The sequence below is a fragment of the Micromonospora sp. NPDC005161 genome, from assembly GCF_053599855.1.
On record NZ_JBSFYQ010000005.1, the window covers coordinates 181,455 to 196,486 of the forward strand.

Below are 15,032 nucleotides of genomic sequence, written 5' to 3' on the forward strand. Positions count from 1 at the left end.
CGGCCGGAGCTGGCGCCGCGAAACACCGCGCCCCGGCTGGTTGGAACGGGCGTTCGAGGCAATCGAACACTCGTTCTAACTGCTGCTGACAGTACACCTCCCCTCCGACGAAAATGCAACGCGTGACGCGCCGGCCCGGTGCACCGGGGTGAACCCGGCACTGCGGACCGGGAAGAATGGCGACATGCAGCCACACCCGAACGTACGGGCGGTGCAGGACGCGCTGGACGGCTCCGGCGCGCTCGACGGCGCCGGCCAGCCCAGCACGGTCCGCCTGCTGCCCGACGCGGTGCACACCGCCTCGGCGGCCGCCGAGGCGCTCGGCGTCGAGGTCGGCCAGATCGCCAACTCGCTCATCTTCGACGCGGACGACGCGCCGCTGCTCGTGCTCACCTCGGGCGCGCACCGGGTGGACACCGCCGGCCTGGCCGCGTCGATCGGGGTCACCCGGCTGCGTCGAGCCACCCCGGAGTTCGTCCGGACGCACACCGGGCAGCCGATCGGCGGGGTCGCCCCGCTCGGGCACCCCCGACCGCTGCGCACCCTGGTGGACACCGCGTTGGAGGCGTACCCGGAGATCTGGGCCGCGGGCGGCGTACCGCAGGCGGTCTTCCCGACCACCTACGCCGAGCTGCTGCGGGTCACCGCCGGCACCCCGGCCGAGGTGGCGTGAGCGAGCGGAGCGAGCGAACCAGCAGGCACAGCAGCCATGCGCTCGCGCCGCCGCGAAGCGGTGGCGCGAGCAGCGCCGTTCCGGATCTGGTCACCCTGCACGTGTGGCGGACCTCCCGCAGCGCGCTGCCCCGGGCGCTGACCCGGATGGCGATGGACCCGGGCCGGCTGCGCGCCCTGCCGGGCGTCCGGTTCGGCAAGCTGCTGGGCACCGGGACGGGCACCGGCTTCGGGCCGGGTGACGCCGACCTGACCCGGTGGGCGGCGCTGACCGTCTGGGACTCCCCCGCCGCGGCGGACGGCTTCGACGACTCGCCGGTCGGCCGCGCCTGGGCGCGGATCGCCCGCGCCCACGCCCGGGTCGACCTGCGGCCGCTGAGCAGCCGGGGCGAGTGGTCCGGTCAACGGCCGTTCGGCGAGCCGTCGGGCGGCCGGGTCACCGGCCCGGTGCTGGCACTGACCCGGGCCCGGCTGCGGGCCCGCCGGGCGGCCACCTTCTGGCGTGCGATCCCCCCGGTCGCCGCCGCCCTGCGCGACGCGCCGGGGCTGCTGGCCCGGTTCGGCGTCGGCGAGGCGCCGCTGGGCTGGCAGGGCACGGTGAGCGTGTGGCGTGACCCGGCGGACCTGGTGGCGTTCGCGTACCGTCACCCGGAGCACCGGGCGGCGATCATGCGAACCCCCACCGCGGGCTGGTACGCCGAGGAGCTGTTCGCACGGTTCGAGGTGCGCGACGTGGTCGGCGACCGGACGGTGCTCGGGTGGGTCGCCGACGGCGACCCGGGAACGGCGAAGGGTGGACGGGCATGAGGTTGGTGCGCTGGACGCCGGACGATCTCGTCCGGCGGCTGGACGACGTGGTGACCGTCTACGGCGAGGCGATGGGATACCGCACCGATCTGCTGGAGGCCCGGCGCGGCTACATCGCCACCCACGTCCGCCGGCCCGGGTTCCGGGCCGTGGCCAGCCTGACCAGCGAGGGTCACCTCGCCGGCTTCGGCTACGGCTACCTGGGCGGCCCCGCGCAGTGGTGGCACGACCAGGTGCGCCGGGCGCTGGACGCCCCGACCCGGCAGCGTTGGCTCACCCACTGCTTCGAGGTGGTCGAGCTGCACGTCCGGCCGCCGGCGCAGGGGCACGGCCTGGGCGCCGGCCAGCTGCGCGCCCTGCTCACCATGGCCGAGGGCGACACCACGCTGCTGTCCACCCCGGAGGCCGACGAGAAGACCTCGCGGGCCTGGCGGCTGTACCGGCGGTTCGGCTTCGTCGACGTCCTGCGCGACTTCCACTTCCCCGGCGACGAGCGGCCGTTCGGCGTGCTCGGCCGGGATCTGCCGCTCGAGCGCCCGGCGTCATGACCCGGCGGGGCATCTCCTGGACGCTGCTCGCCGTCCTGGTGCTCGCCCAGATCTGCTACCCGCTGACCACCAGCGCGACCCGGGCCGGGCTCACCGTGGCCACCGTCGTGCTCGGCTGCCTTCTGTCGGTCGGCCACGCGCTGCTCAGCCGGGGGCCCCGGGCCGCGGTGGCGCTGGTCGCCGCGGCCACCGGTGGCGGGTTCGCGATCGAGGCGATCGGGGTGGCCACCGGCGTACCGTTCGGCAGCTACGACTACTCCGGCGAGCTCGGCCCCAAGCTGGCCGGGGTGCCGCTGATCATCCCGCTGGCCTGGACGTGGATGGCCTGGCCGGCATGGCTGGCGGCGGTCCGGCTGACCGGCGGCAGCACCGGCTCGCCGGCCCTGCGACGGGTACGCCGCATCGCCCTGGCCACGCTGGGGCTGGCCGCCTGGGACCTCTTCCTCGACCCGCAGATGGTGGCCGAGGGGTACTGGGTCTGGCGGGACGCCACCCCGGCGCTGCCCGGCCTGCCCGGCATCCCGGTCAGCAACTACCTGGGCTGGCTGCTCTTCGCGGTGCTGCTGATGAGCGCGCTCCGCCCGCTGGCCGGCCCGGACGCCGAGCGCACCGACCACCGGGACCACCCGATGATCGCGCTCTACCTGTGGACGTACTTCTCCAGCATCCTGGCCCACGCGGTCTTCCTCGACCTGCCCGCCTCGGCGCTCTGGGGCGCGGCCGGCATGTCGGTGACCGCCGTGCCGCTGGCGGTGATCCTGCTGCGCGCCCGCCGGGCCCCCGACGTCCACCGGGAGGGCCACCAGCCGCACCGCCCCGGCGTCGACGCGACCCGATGATCGTCCTGTTCGCCCTGCTGCTCACCGTCGCCGCGCTGACCGGGCACACCTGGGTCAACGCCTCGCGCTGGCTGCGCCGGCCCACCGATCGGCCGGACGAGGTCGGCGAGCCGGTGGCCGTGCTGCTGCCGCTGCGGGACGAGGCCGCCCGGGTCGCCCCCTGCCTGCGCGCTCTGCTCGCCCAGCGCGGTGTGCCCGGGCTCCGCATCGTGGTCCTCGACGACGGCTCCACCGACGGCACCGCCGACGTGGTCCGCGCGGTGGCCGGCGGCGATCCCCGGGTCACCCTGCTCACCGGGGTCGCGCCGCCGCCGGGCTGGCTGGGCAAACCGCACGCCTGCTGGCAGTTGGCCACCCGGGCCGACCCAGCGGCCACCGCGCTGGTCTTCGTCGACGCCGACGTGGCGCTCGCCCCGCACGCCGTGGCGGCGGCTGTCACCGAGCTGCGCGCCGCCCGCGCGACGCTGCTGTCGCCGTACCCCCGGATCGTGGTGACGACGGCGGCCGACCGCCTGGTGCAGCCGCTGTTGCAGTGGCTCTGGCTGACCTTCCTGCCGCTGCGCGCGATGGAGCGCTCGCCGCGGCCGTCGCTGGCCGCGGCGGGCGGGCAGTTCCTGGTGCTGGACCGGGCCGGCTACACCGCCGCCGGCGGGCACGCCGCGGTCGCCGACAAGATCCTGGAGGACGTCGAGCTGGCCCGGGCGGTCAAGCGGGCCGGCGGGCGGATCGCCCTGGCCGACGGCTCCCGGCTGGCCACGTGTCGGATGTACGACGACTGGCCGCAGCTGCGCGACGGGTACTCGAAGTCGCTCTGGGCGTCGTTCGGGCACCCGGGCGCGGCGACCGCCGTGGTGGCGTCGCTGCTGCTGCTCTACACCGCCCCGCCGCTGGTCACGGTGGTCGCCCTGGCGGCCGGCGCGCCGGTGGTGGCCGCCGTGGGCCTGGCCGGCTACCTGCTCGGGGTGGCCGGGCGGGTGCTCACCGCCCGAGCGACCGGCGGCCGGTGGTGGCCCGACGCGCTCGCACACCCCGTGTCGGTCGTGGTCCTCGGTTGGCTGACTTCGCGGTCGTACCATCTGCGAAAGCAGCGCCGCCTGACCTGGCGGGGCCGCCCGGTCAGCTAGGAGGGCGCGGCATGGCGCGGATCGTGGTCGTCGGCGCCGGGGTGGGTGGCCTGGCCGCCGCCGCCCGGCTGGCCGCCACCGGGCACCAGGTGACCGTCCTGGAGCGGGCCGACACGGTGGGCGGCAAGCTCGGCCGGTACGTGCACGACACCCCGGCCGGGTCGTTCCACTTCGACACCGGGCCGAGCCTGCTCACCCTGCCCGAGGTCTTCCACGACCTGTTCGAGGCGACCGGGGCGAAGCTCGACGAGTACCTGGACCTGGTGCCGCTGGACCCGATCGTCCGGCACGTCTTCGGAGACGGTGGCCCGGCGCTGGACTCCTGCGCCGACCCGGTCGAGTTCGCCGCCCGGATCGGGGCGGCCTTCGGTGACCGGGCGGCGGCCGACTGGCAACGGCTGTGGCGCCGGGCGACGCGGGTGTGGAACGCCTCCTCGCGGGACATCCTGCGCCGTACCGTCGACTCTCCCCGCGACCTCGCGTCACTGGCCTGGCGTGTCGGCGACCTGGCCGCCATCGCCCCGGGCCGCTCCCTGCGCGGGCTGGGCCGCCGGCACCTGTCCGACCCGCGGCTGCGGATGCTGCTGGACCGGTACGCCACCTACACCGGCGCCGACCCCCGCCGGGCGCCGGCGGCCCTGGTGGCGGTCCCCTACGCCGAGCTGACCTTCGGCGGCTGGTACCTGCGCGGCGGGTTGGGCACCCTCGCCGACGCGCTGCTAACCCGCTGCCTGGACCTCGGCGTGGTCGTGCGGACCGGCGCCACGGTGACCCGGATCGACGCCGCCGGCGGCCGGGTGCACGGGGTACGCCTCGCCGGCGTCACCGCGCCGGTGCCCGCCGACGTGGTGGTCGCCAACGTGGACGCGCTCACCGTCTACCGCGACCTGCTGCCGCACGCGCGTCGGCTGGCCGGGCTGGCCGACCGCAGCCTCGCCGGCTTCGTGCTGCTGCTCGGCGTCTCCGGCAGCACCGGGCTGGCACACCACAACGTCTTCTTTCCGCGCGACTACGACGCGGAGTTCGACGCGGTCTTCGGCGATCCGGGGCGCGGCGTACGGGCCCGGCCGGCAGCCGACCCGACGGTGTTCGTCACCGTGGCCGACGACCCGATGGCCCGCCCGGACGGGCACGAGGCGTGGTTCGTGCTGGTCAACGCCGCCCGGCAGGGCACCGCCACGGGCGCGGTCGACTGGCGACGCCCGGGGCTGGCCGACGCGTACGCCGACCGGATCCTGGCGGTGCTGGCCGAACGTGGCGTGGACGTCCGCGACCGGCTGCTGTTCCGGGAGGTCCGTACCCCGGCCGACCTGGACGTGGCGACCGGCGCGCCGGGTGGCTCGATCTACGGCACCGCCGGAGGACTGCTCCGCCCGGCCAACCGGGGTCCCGCGCACGGGCTGTGGCTGGTGGGCGGCTCCAGCCACCCCGGGGGTGGGCTGCCGATGGTGACCCTCTCCGCGCAGATCGTCGCCGACGAGATCGGCCCAGCCTGGTAGGTGCGGGGGTCAGCCGGCGTCGAGCAGCGCGCGGCGGATGGTGGAGAGCAACTGCCCCAGACCGAAGCCGGCCAGCAGCACCCACACCGCGGTCGCCATGGTGATGGTGCCGGCGGCCAGGTCCGGCTCGATCAGCCCGGCCAGCCCGGCGACCAGCAACCCGACCAGCGCCACCGAGACCCGGGTGGGGCGTTCGCCCACGGTCACCGCGCCGATCTCACGCATGCCGGCGGAGACCGCTCGGGCCCGGGTGTACTCGTGCAGCCAGGACAGCGCGCCGCCCGCGACGACCAGCGCGCCCGGCGCGCCGACCAGCCAGAACGCCAGCAGCCAGGCCACCTCACCGAGCCGGTCGGCGACCGAGTCGTAGACGTAGCCGAGCCGGGTGGTGCGGCCGGTGGCCACCGCCACCGCCCCGTCCACGCTGTCCGCCACGGAGGCGAGCAGCACGAACAGCGCGCCGAGAAACGGCCCGTCCGCCGGCCGGGTCACCAGCAGCGGTACGCAGAAGCAGAGCAGCACTCCGGCCACGGTGACCGCCGTGGGGCTGACCCGCAGCCGGCCCAGCACGTACCCGACGTGGTACGCGAGCCGCAGCCAGGCGCGCACCACCGGCGCGGCCGTGCGGGGGTCGAACCCGCCGTGCAACCGCGCCCACGCCGTGGCGTACTGGTCCCAGTTCAGCTGTGTGCCCACCACGGATCAACCGTCGTGCCGGGCATCAGGTGTCGCGGGCCCCGCGGTCACATCCGCACGCCGGCCTTGAGGTTCTGCCAGACCTCGCGGGTCGCGGTGGACCGGTTGAGGGTGACGAAGTGGATCCCCGGCACGCCCTCGTTCAGCAGCCGGCGGGACATCTCGCTGGCCTGCTCGATGCCGAGCCGGCGGACCGCCTCCGGGTCGTCGGCGACCCGCTCGAAGCGCGCCGCCAGCGCCGGCGGGAAAGGCGCCCCGGACAGCTGCACGGACCGCTCGATGGTGCCGATCTGCGTCACCGGCATCACCCCGGCGAGGATCGGGGTGTCGCAGCCGGCGGCCGCCACCCGGTCACGAAGCCGCAGGTAGTCGTCGGCCTCGAAGAACATCTGCGTGATCGCGAACTCGGCGCCGGCCTGGCACTTGCGGACGAAGTGCGTGGTGTCGCTGGCCACGTCGGGTGAGCGGGGGTGCTTGTACGGGAAGGCCGCCACGCCCACGCTGAAGTCACCGGCGTCCCGCACGAGGCGCACCAGGTCCTCGGCGTAGTCCACGCCCTCGGGGTGGCGGACCCACTCGCCGCCCGGGTTGCCCGGCGGGTCGCCGCGCACCGCCAGCACGTTGCGGACCCCCACCCCGGCGAGCCGACCGATCACGTGCCGCAGTTCGGCGACGGAGTGGTTGACCGCGGTCAGGTGGGCCATCGGCAGCAGGGTGGTGTCGGTGGCGATCCGCTCGGTGACCGACACGGTGGTGTCCCGGGTCGAGCCGCCCGCGCCGTAGGTGATCGACACGAACGACGGGCGCAGCGACTCCAGCTCGCGGATCGCCTGCCAGAGCAGCCGCTCCCCCACCTCGGTCTTGGGTGGGAAGAACTCGAACGAGAAGGTCGGCTGACGGTCACGGATGAGCTCCCCGATCGCCGGCTGCGGATTGGGGAGTACCGAGGGAAGACCGAGCGCCACGACCCGACTCTAGTGGGCAGCGTCCGCACCACCCAGGCGCTTCCCGTCGCGTCCCACGGATCGACGGATGCGTGGGCGCGCCCACCTGCCCGATGCCGTCCCGCGCCCCGGCCGGGTGGGCGGAAGCCGTCGTACCCACGGGGTAGTAATGGGTGGCGCGGGAGGGTCGGCGGGGGCGGCCCGGGGGCACGCGCGGGGGTCAGCAGCCGAGCGGCGACGCCGGTCCCGTCCGGTCGGGCGGGCGCTCGTCGCCGCACCGACGCCCGCCGGGAGGACCGATGACCCCGCCCCCACCGCCGCGCCCAACACAGCTCGGCCCGTTGCTCGTCCGGTGCCGGCTGGCCCAAGGCTGGAGCCAGCAGCGCACCGCCGCCGAGTTGTGTGCCGCCGCGGGCGTGCCGACGTTGAGCCGGCACGAGGTGTCCCGGTGGGAACGGCAACGGCGCATCCCGGGAGGGTTCTGGCTCGGTTGGCTCGCCGTGGTGCTGGACGTGCCGCTGGTGACGCTCGCCGAGGCCGCCGCGGTCACCCGGCGAGCCGGCCCGGGGCGGGCCACCGGGCCGGGGCGGGGCCGGCGCGCGGCCGGGCGGACGGCCGGGCCGGAGCCGGACCGGCGAGTGGGCCGGTGGCGCCACGAGTGGCGGGGGAGCGCGGCACGCGGCGACCGGCTAGCGTCGTGGCGTGACCCACGCTGCTCCCGTGTCTCCCGTCGACCGTGCCGGCCTGCGGCAACGGGTCGACAAGGCCCTCACCGAGTTCCTGGCCGGCCAGCGGGTCCGTTTGGCCGACGTCGACGACGCCCTGGCCCCGGTGGCGGAGGCGATCGAGGCGTTCGTGCTCGGCGGCGGCAAGCGGCTGCGGCCGGCCTTCGCGTACTGGGGGTTCCGGGGCGCCGGCGGAGTGGACGGCGACCAGGTCCTCACCGCCCTGGCCGCGCTGGAGTTCGTGCAGGCCAGCGCCCTTATCCATGACGACCTGATGGATCGCTCCGACACTCGGCGCGGCGAGCCGGCGGTGCACCGGCGGTTCGCCGCCCGGCACCGGGCGGCCGGCTGGGGCGGCGACCCGGACGGGTTCGGTGACGCGGCGGCGATCCTGCTCGGCGATCTTTGCCTGGTCTGGTCCGACGAGTTGCTGCACTCCGCGGGACTGGACCTGCGGGCGGTGGCCCGGGCCCGGCCGGTCTTCGACGAGATGCGCACCGAGGTCACCGTCGGGCAGTACCTCGACGTGCTGACCCAGGTCACCGGGGACACCTCGGTGGAACGGGCCAGCAAGGTCGCCCGGTACAAGTCGGCGAAGTACACGGTCGAACGTCCGCTGCTGCTCGGCGCCGCGCTGGCCGACGCGACGGCGGACGTGCGGACGGCCTACTCGGCGTACGGGCTGCCGCTGGGCGAGGCGTTCCAGCTCCGCGACGACGTGCTGGGGGTCTTCGGCGACCCGGCGCAGACCGGCAAGCCGGCCGGGGACGACCTGCGCGAGGGCAAGCGCACGTACCTGGTGGCGGCGGCCGTGGAGGCCACCGACGACGCCGGCCGGGATCTCCTGCTCAGCCGGCTCGGCGATCCGGAGCTCGACGAGCAGGGGGTGACCCAGCTGCGCGAGCTGATCTCCGCGAGCGGGGCGCTGGCCCGTACCGAGCAGCGGATCGTCACGCTCACCGACGCGGCGCTGGCGGCGCTGACCGCCGTCGACCTCGACACCGAGGCCCGCCAGGCCCTGGTCGACCTGGCGATAGCCGCCACCCGCCGCGCCGACTGACCCCTCCCCCTGCCCGGCCCCGCGCCCCCGCCGTTGATCATGAAGTTAGCGGCGCGACACGCCGATGCGGACGCCGCCAACCTCATGATCAACGCACGGAAACGGCGCGGGAAGCGCGGGGGCGCGGGGGTTAGAAGCCGAGGGCTTGGGCTCGGCGTTTGACTTCGCGGGCCTGGTCGCCGGAGAGGGCGGCGGCCGGGGTGGCGCCGGGGAGGGTGTCGTCCGGCTCGTAGAGCCAGCGCAGCGCGGCCTCGTCGTCGTAGCCGTTGTCGGAGAGCAGGTTGAGCACGCCAGGCAGGTGCTTGAGCGCGGTCTGGTTGGCTACCAGGTCCGCCGGCACCCGGCGGATGCCGTCGCGGCGGACCGCCAGCAGCTCCCGGTCGCGGATCATCTGGTGCACCTTGCTGATCGACACGTCGAGGCGCTCGGCGACGTCAGGCAGGGTGAGCCAGTCGGCCGGGTCTGCGGGGCCGGCGAGCTCGGGGCCGGGCACGGCCTGGTCGGGTACGGGTTCGGTCACCCGATCACCCTGCCACGCCACTGCCCGGACGGGCCACCGGGCACCCCGGGACGACCGGTCCGAACACCCGGGTGAACGCCCGGCGACCAGCGGATGAGGGCGTCGGGACAGCTCGGCGGGCGCAGCGGGACGGACCAGGTTGGCCATCGGCTGTAGCATCCTGTTCAACCTTTGCCCCCTGGACACATAGACTCCCTGCCGATGGACACACAGGTCGCCGACACGTTGCTGGGCTCGCTGATCGACGGGCGCTACCGCATTCGCGGTCGCGTGGCTCGTGGCGGCATGGCGACCGTGTACACCGCCACCGACGAGCGCCTCGAGCGCACCGTCGCTGTCAAGATCATTCACCCGACGCAGGCGCCCGAGGTCCGGGCCCGGATCGCCAACTTCGTGGCCCGGTTCACCGACGAGGCGAAGACCATCGCCCGGCTGACCCACCCGAACGTGGTGGCGGTCTACGACCAGGGCACCCACGGTGGGCTGCCGTACCTGGTAATGGAGTACGTCCGCGGCCGCACGCTGCGCGACGTGCTGGCCGAGCGACGCCGGGTCAACCCGGACGAGGCGCTGGCCATCGCCGAGCAGATGCTCGCCGCGATCGCCGCCGCGCACCGCGCCGGCCTGGTGCACCGGGACGTCAAGCCGGAGAACGTACTGGTCGCCGAGGCGCCCACCGGTGGTGTCGCCAACCTGGTGGACAGCGTGGTCAAGGTGGCCGACTTCGGGTTGGCCCGGGCGGTCGAGGCGAGCGCCGACGAGGAGCAGGGCAACCAGCTGATGGCCACCGTGGCGTACGTCGCCCCGGAGCTGGTCACCGAGGGCCGGGCCGACCCGCGCACTGACGTCTACTCGGCGGGCATCGTGCTGTTCGAGATGCTCACCGGTCGGGTGCCCTACGACGGTGACCGCCCGGTGGACGTGGCGTGGCAGCACGTCGACCGGGACGTGCCGGCACCGTCGACGCTGGTGCCCGGCCTGCCGCCGATCCTCGACGATCTGGTTCAGCGGGCCACCCGGCGCGACCCCGGCGCCCGGCCCGCCGACGCCGGGGCGCTGCTGGCCGAGGTGCAGACGGCCCGGGACGACCTGGGCGACGTCAACAGCCGTACCGCCGTGCTGCGCCGGGTGACCGACGAGCCGCCGATGTCACAGCCGACCATGATGGTCGCCACCGTCCGCCCGGCCGAGCGGCCGGCCTGGGCCCGGCTGCCCGAGGGCGGTGGGCAGGGGCCGGGCCGACGGCGGGCCGCCCCGGAGCCGGCGGATGGCCTGGGGTCCCGACTCGCCGCGCTGCGCGGCAGGGTGCTGGCCCACCCGCAGGGCCCGCTGGCCGTCGGGGCCGTGGTGGTGATGCTGGTCCTGGTGGCCGCGCTCGGCGGCTGGTGGTTCGGCGTCGGCCGCTACACGGCGGCCCCGCAGCTGGTCAGCCTGAGCAACGCCGACGCGCAGGCGCGGGCCGAACGCGCCGGGCTCACCCTCGCCTACGGCGAGCCGCGCTACGACGAGAAGGCGCCGAAGGACAGCGTGCTGGGGCAGAGCCCGGCTTCGGCTACCAAGATCGTCAAGGGCGGCACGATCACCCTGACCCTCTCCCTGGGCCCGGAGCGCTTCCCGGTGCCGGACGTGATCGGCAAGGAGTTCGAGCTGGCCGAGGCGGACCTGGTCAACGCGAACCTGGTGGTGGCCAAGGGCACCGCCCGCTACGACGACAACCTGCCGGCCGGAGTCGTGGTGGACAGCTCCCCCAAGGTGGGCGCCGAGGTCAAACCGGGCGCGAAGATCACCCTCATCCTGAGCCGGGGGCGGGCGCCGGTGTCGGTGCCGAACCTGGTCGGCAAGAGCCTGACCGAGGCTCGGACCACCCTGGCCCAGCTCAACCTCGTGCTGGTGGAGACCTACAAGGACTCCGACAAGCCCAAGGACGAGATCCTGGGCCAGAGCCCGGCCGACGGCACGGGCGTGGAAAAGGGCGCCCAGGTCAAGCTGGAGGTCAGCAAGGGCCCGCCGCTGGTGGTCGTACCCCGGGTGGTCGACCTGCCCTGCCCGGAGGCCAAGCAGGCGCTGGAGAGCCAGGGCTTCCCGGTGGCCGTCCAGCTCAACCCGAACGCCGTGGTCCGTTTCCAGAACCCGGGCGAGAACTCGCAGGTGCCGCCGGGCACCCAGGTCACCATCGGGTGTTTCTGAGATGCCGGTGACCCGCTCCCGACCGGTCGGCGCGCACACCCCCACCTCCGGGGGGCTGGCCAGGGCCGCCCTGCCGTACGCCGACGCGACCGGCGCCGAGGTGGTGCAGGTCTACGTCTCCAACTCGCGAGGCTGGGCGCTGCCTCCGGGTGACCCGGCGCAGGACGCGCTGTTCCGCGACGGTTGCGCCGAGCGGGGCATCCCGGCCTTCATCCACGCCTCGCTGCTGGTCAACCTGGGCTCGCCCACCCCGGCCACGGTCGAGCGCTCCGCCCAGACGCTGGCGCACGCGCTACGCCGGGGCATCGCGATCGGCGCCCGGGCGGTGGTGTTCCACGCGGGCAGTTCGGTGGACGAGGGGTACGCCGAGGAGGCGATGCGGCAGGTCCGCCAGGAACTGCTGCCGCTGCTCGACTGGACCGCCGAGGCCGGCGGGCCGATGCTGCTGGTCGAGCCGAGCGCGGGCGGCGGCCGGTCGCTCGCCTCTCGCGTGGAGCAGCTCGGGCCCTACCTGGACGCGGTGGACCGGCACCCCATGCTCGGGGTCTGCTTCGACACCTGCCACGCCTGGGCGGCCGGGCACGACCTGGCGGCCGAGGGCGGCATGACGGCGACCCTGGACACGCTGGTGGCCACCGTGGGTGCGGACCGGCTGCGGCTGGTGCACGCCAACGACTCGAAGGATCTGTGCGGCTCCACCCGGGACCGGCACGAGAACATCGGCAAGGGCACCATCGGTGAGCCCGCCTTCGCCGAGCTGATGGCCCACCCGGCCACCGCCGGCGTCCCCATCGTCGTGGAGACGCCCAGCGAGAAGCAGGTCGGCCACGCCGCCGACATCGCCACCCTCACCCGCCTCCACCCCTGACCACCCCGCACCCGCCCCAAGCTGTTGATCAAGAGATTTGCGTCATCCGGAGGCCGGGATCTGACGCAAACCTTTTGATCACTAAGGGAACCGCAGGGGCGCGGGCGGGGATCAGGCGGCCAGGAGGCGGGCCAGGACGGTGGCGGCGCGAGTGACGCCGGCATCGTCGAGGTCCAGGTGGGTGACCAGGCGGGCGGTACGCGGGCCGAGCACCGAGATCAGCACGCCCTCGGCCCGCGCGGCGGCGGCCAGGGCGCGTGCGTCCAGCGCGTGCTTTGTCAGGTCCAACGGGACCAGGTTGGTGCGGACCGCGGCGGCGAGCACGCCGAACGGCGCGACCGCCTCGGCGAGCCGTGCCGCCCTGGCGTGGTCCTCGGCCAGCCGGTCGACGTGGTGCGCCAGCGCGTACCGGCCGGCGGCGGCGAGGATGCCGGCCTGCCGCATGCCGCCACCCATCCGCTTGCGGATCAACCGGGCCCGTTCGATCTTCTCCGCGCTGCCCACCACCAACGAGCCGACCGGTGCGCCGAGGCCCTTGGAGAGGCAGACCGACAGGGTGTCGAAGAGCTGGCCGTAGTCGACCAGCGGCACACCGTCGGCGACATGCGCGTGCCAGATCCGGGCGCCGTCGCAGTGCAGGGCCACCCCGGCGTCGTCGGCGACCCGGCGCAGCTCCCGCAGGGTGGCCAGCGGGATCACTCCCCCGCCGCCCCGGTTGTGGGTCTGCTCGACCGCGATCGCCCGGGTGGGGACGGCGAAGTAGCCATCCGGCCGGATCATCCCGGCGACCGCCTCCGGGTCGATGTCCGCGCCGACCGCCGGCCAGGTCCGGGAGGAGATCCCGCCGTACGCGGCCGCGGCGCCGATCTCGTACGTGACCACGTGCGCGTCGGCGTCGCAGAGCAGCTCGTTGCCGGGCGACACCAGCAGTTGCAGGGCGATCTGGTTGGCCATCGACCCGCTCGGCGCGAACAGCGCCGCCTCGTGCCCGAACAGCGCGGCGACCTCGGCCTCCAGCGCGTTGACAGTCGGGTCCTCGCCGTAGACGTCGTCACCGACCTCGGCGGTGGCCATCGCCTCCCGCATGCCGGAGGTCGGTCGGGTCACCGTGTCGGACCGCAGGTCCACGAATGCGTCAGCCACGCAACATCTCCGCTACCAGGAAGGCCAGCTCCAACGACTGCTGGGTGTTCAGTCGCGGGTCGCAGGCGGTTTCGTACCGGTCGGGCAGGTCGAGGTCCTCGATGCCCTGGGCGCCACCGAGACACTCGGTGACGTCCTCGCCGGTCAGTTCGACGTGCAGGCCACCGGGGTGGGTGTCCAGCCCTCGGTGGACCTCGAAGTAGCCGAGCACCTCGTCGACGATGCGGTCGAAGTGCCGGGTCTTGTAGCCGTTGGACGACTCGTGCGTGTTGCCGTGCATCGGGTCGCACTGCCAGACCACCTTGGCGCCGGCCGCGGTGACCTTGGCCACGATCGGCGGCAGGGCGTCCCGCACCCGGTGGTTGCCCATCCGGCTGATCAGGGTGAGCCGGCCGGGGATGTTGTCGGGGTTGAGCTTCTCGCACAGCTCGATCGCCTCGTCCGGCGAGGTGGACGGGCCCAGCTTGACCCCGATGGGGTTGGCGATCCGGGAGATGAAGTCGATGTGTGCGCCGTTGATCTGCCGGGTGCGCTCGCCGATCCAGAGGAAGTGCCCGGAGAGCCCGTACGCCCGGCGGTCGGAGACCCGGGTGAGCGCCCGGTCGTACTCCAGGGCGAGGGCCTCGTGGGAGCAGTAGAGGGTGACGGTGCGCAGCGCCTCGTCGTCGGTCATCCCGCAGGCCCGGATGAAGGCCAGCGCCCGGTCGATCTCCCGGGCGATCGCCTCGTAGCGCTCCCCGGCCGGGGAGTTCTTCACGAAGCCCTTGTTCCAGTCGTGCACGGCGTGCAGGTCGGCGAGCCCGCCGGCGAGGTACGCCCGGAGCATGTTCATCGCCGCCGCCGAGTTGGCGTACGCCCGGATCATGCGCTGCGGGTCGGCGACCCTGGCGGCGGGGTCCGCCTCCAGCGAGTTGATCATGTCGCCGCGGTACGCGGGCAGACCGCGCGCGTCGGTGGGTAGCGAGCGGGGTTTGGTGTACTGCCCGGCGACCCGGGCGACCTTCACCACCGGCAGCGACGCGCCGTAGGTGAGCACGATCGCCATCTGGAGCAGGGTGCGGGCGTTGGCCAGCAGGTGGCTCTCGGTGTTGTCGGCGAAGGTCTCGGCGCAGTCACCGCCCTGGAGCAGGAACGCCTTGCCCTCGCAGACCAGGGCGAGCTTCTGCCGGAGCTGGTCCACCTCGTAGGGCGCGACGACCGACGGCACGGTGTCGAGCACCTTGCAGACCTGGGCGACGGTGGCCGGATCGGACCACGGCGGGGTCTGCTCGCGGGGCAGGTCCCGCCAGCGGTCGAGACCGAGGGCGGCGTCCTCCGCGGAGTCGACGGTCGGTCGGCTGGTCTGCAGGCCCGGGCTGCCCACCGCGGGATGGCTCAGCTGATGCCACTCATGGCGCATG

The 15,032-nt window shown here is 74.4% G+C and carries 14 protein-coding genes; 9 read left to right on the plus strand and 5 right to left on the minus strand.

Features of this window, described 5'->3' with window-relative positions:
- Window positions 1-184: 184 nt before the first annotated feature.
- The 6 genes from ACWD5O_RS07460 to ACWD5O_RS07485 all read left to right on the plus strand — a co-directional run bounded on the left by ACWD5O_RS07460 (window position 185) and on the right by ACWD5O_RS07485 (window position 5,489).
- Window positions 185-673 (plus strand): YbaK/EbsC family protein, encoded by a 489-nt coding sequence (locus ACWD5O_RS07460; RefSeq protein WP_450084843.1) that lies wholly within the window; start codon window positions 185-187, stop codon window positions 671-673.
- An 86-nt stretch (window positions 674-759) separates the two neighbouring features.
- Window positions 760-1,479 carry a monooxygenase gene (locus tag ACWD5O_RS07465; protein ID WP_450084893.1) on the plus strand — a complete coding sequence of 240 codons (720 nt, stop codon included), beginning with the start codon at window positions 760-762 and terminating at the stop codon, window positions 1,477-1,479.
- A complete protein-coding gene (locus ACWD5O_RS07470; RefSeq protein ID WP_450084844.1) occupies window positions 1,476-2,027 on the plus strand; it encodes a GNAT family N-acetyltransferase in 552 nt (183 codons plus the stop codon). The genes ACWD5O_RS07465 and ACWD5O_RS07470 overlap by 4 nt, the downstream gene beginning before the upstream one ends.
- On the plus strand, window positions 2,024-2,866 hold the full coding sequence (locus tag ACWD5O_RS07475) for a carotenoid biosynthesis protein (protein ID WP_450084845.1): 843 nt from the start codon (window positions 2,024-2,026) through the stop codon (window positions 2,864-2,866). Before ACWD5O_RS07470 ends, ACWD5O_RS07475 begins: the two co-directional genes overlap by 4 nt.
- Entirely contained in the window at window positions 2,863-3,990 is a 1,128-nt protein-coding gene (locus ACWD5O_RS07480; RefSeq protein ID WP_450084846.1) for a glycosyltransferase, read from the plus strand. The genes ACWD5O_RS07475 and ACWD5O_RS07480 overlap by 4 nt, the downstream gene beginning before the upstream one ends.
- A gap of 11 nt (window positions 3,991-4,001) precedes the next feature.
- On the plus strand, window positions 4,002-5,489 hold the full coding sequence (locus ACWD5O_RS07485) for a phytoene desaturase family protein (RefSeq protein WP_450084847.1): 1,488 nt from the start codon (window positions 4,002-4,004) through the stop codon (window positions 5,487-5,489).
- 9 nt (window positions 5,490-5,498) lie between these two features.
- Here the strand turns inward: ACWD5O_RS07485 and ACWD5O_RS07490 are convergent, their stop codons facing one another.
- Entirely contained in the window at window positions 5,499-6,188 is a 690-nt protein-coding gene (locus ACWD5O_RS07490) for a CDP-alcohol phosphatidyltransferase family protein (protein WP_450084848.1), read from the minus strand.
- Between the two features lie 44 nt (window positions 6,189-6,232).
- Window positions 6,233-7,150 carry a methylenetetrahydrofolate reductase [NAD(P)H] gene (metF, locus tag ACWD5O_RS07495; RefSeq protein WP_450084849.1) on the minus strand — a complete coding sequence of 306 codons (918 nt, stop codon included), beginning with the start codon at window positions 7,148-7,150 and terminating at the stop codon, window positions 6,233-6,235.
- A gap of 681 nt (window positions 7,151-7,831) precedes the next feature.
- Between metF and ACWD5O_RS07500 the strand changes: the two genes are divergently transcribed.
- Entirely contained in the window at window positions 7,832-8,914 is a 1,083-nt protein-coding gene (locus ACWD5O_RS07500) for a polyprenyl synthetase family protein (RefSeq protein ID WP_450084850.1), read from the plus strand.
- A gap of 130 nt (window positions 8,915-9,044) precedes the next feature.
- Here the strand turns inward: ACWD5O_RS07500 and ACWD5O_RS07505 are convergent, their stop codons facing one another.
- Window positions 9,045-9,434 carry an Rv2175c family DNA-binding protein gene (locus ACWD5O_RS07505; protein WP_450084851.1) on the minus strand — a complete coding sequence of 130 codons (390 nt, stop codon included), beginning with the start codon at window positions 9,432-9,434 and terminating at the stop codon, window positions 9,045-9,047.
- Between the two features lie 201 nt (window positions 9,435-9,635).
- On the opposite strand from ACWD5O_RS07505, the gene pknB reads away from it, so the two are divergent.
- Both pknB and ACWD5O_RS07515 read left to right on the plus strand, forming a co-directional pair.
- Window positions 9,636-11,621 carry a Stk1 family PASTA domain-containing Ser/Thr kinase gene (gene pknB, locus ACWD5O_RS07510; RefSeq protein ID WP_450084852.1) on the plus strand — a complete coding sequence of 662 codons (1,986 nt, stop codon included), beginning with the start codon at window positions 9,636-9,638 and terminating at the stop codon, window positions 11,619-11,621.
- A gap of 1 nt (window position 11,622) precedes the next feature.
- Complete coding sequence (locus ACWD5O_RS07515) at window positions 11,623-12,489, plus strand: deoxyribonuclease IV (RefSeq protein ID WP_450084853.1); 867 nt, start codon at window positions 11,623-11,625, stop codon at window positions 12,487-12,489.
- Window positions 12,490-12,600: 111 nt separating this feature from the next.
- On the opposite strand, the gene ACWD5O_RS07520 is transcribed toward ACWD5O_RS07515, so the two are convergent.
- Together ACWD5O_RS07520 and ACWD5O_RS07525 are read right to left on the minus strand one after the other, a co-directional pair.
- Window positions 12,601-13,632 carry a threonine aldolase family protein gene (locus ACWD5O_RS07520; RefSeq protein WP_450084854.1) on the minus strand — a complete coding sequence of 344 codons (1,032 nt, stop codon included), beginning with the start codon at window positions 13,630-13,632 and terminating at the stop codon, window positions 12,601-12,603.
- The gene (locus tag ACWD5O_RS07525) at window positions 13,625-15,031 is read right to left on the minus strand and encodes a class II 3-deoxy-7-phosphoheptulonate synthase (RefSeq protein ID WP_354965033.1); all 1,407 of its coding nucleotides are present in this window, start codon (window positions 15,029-15,031) and stop codon (window positions 13,625-13,627) included. Before ACWD5O_RS07525 ends, ACWD5O_RS07520 begins: the two co-directional genes overlap by 8 nt.
- Window position 15,032 lies beyond the last annotated feature (1 nt).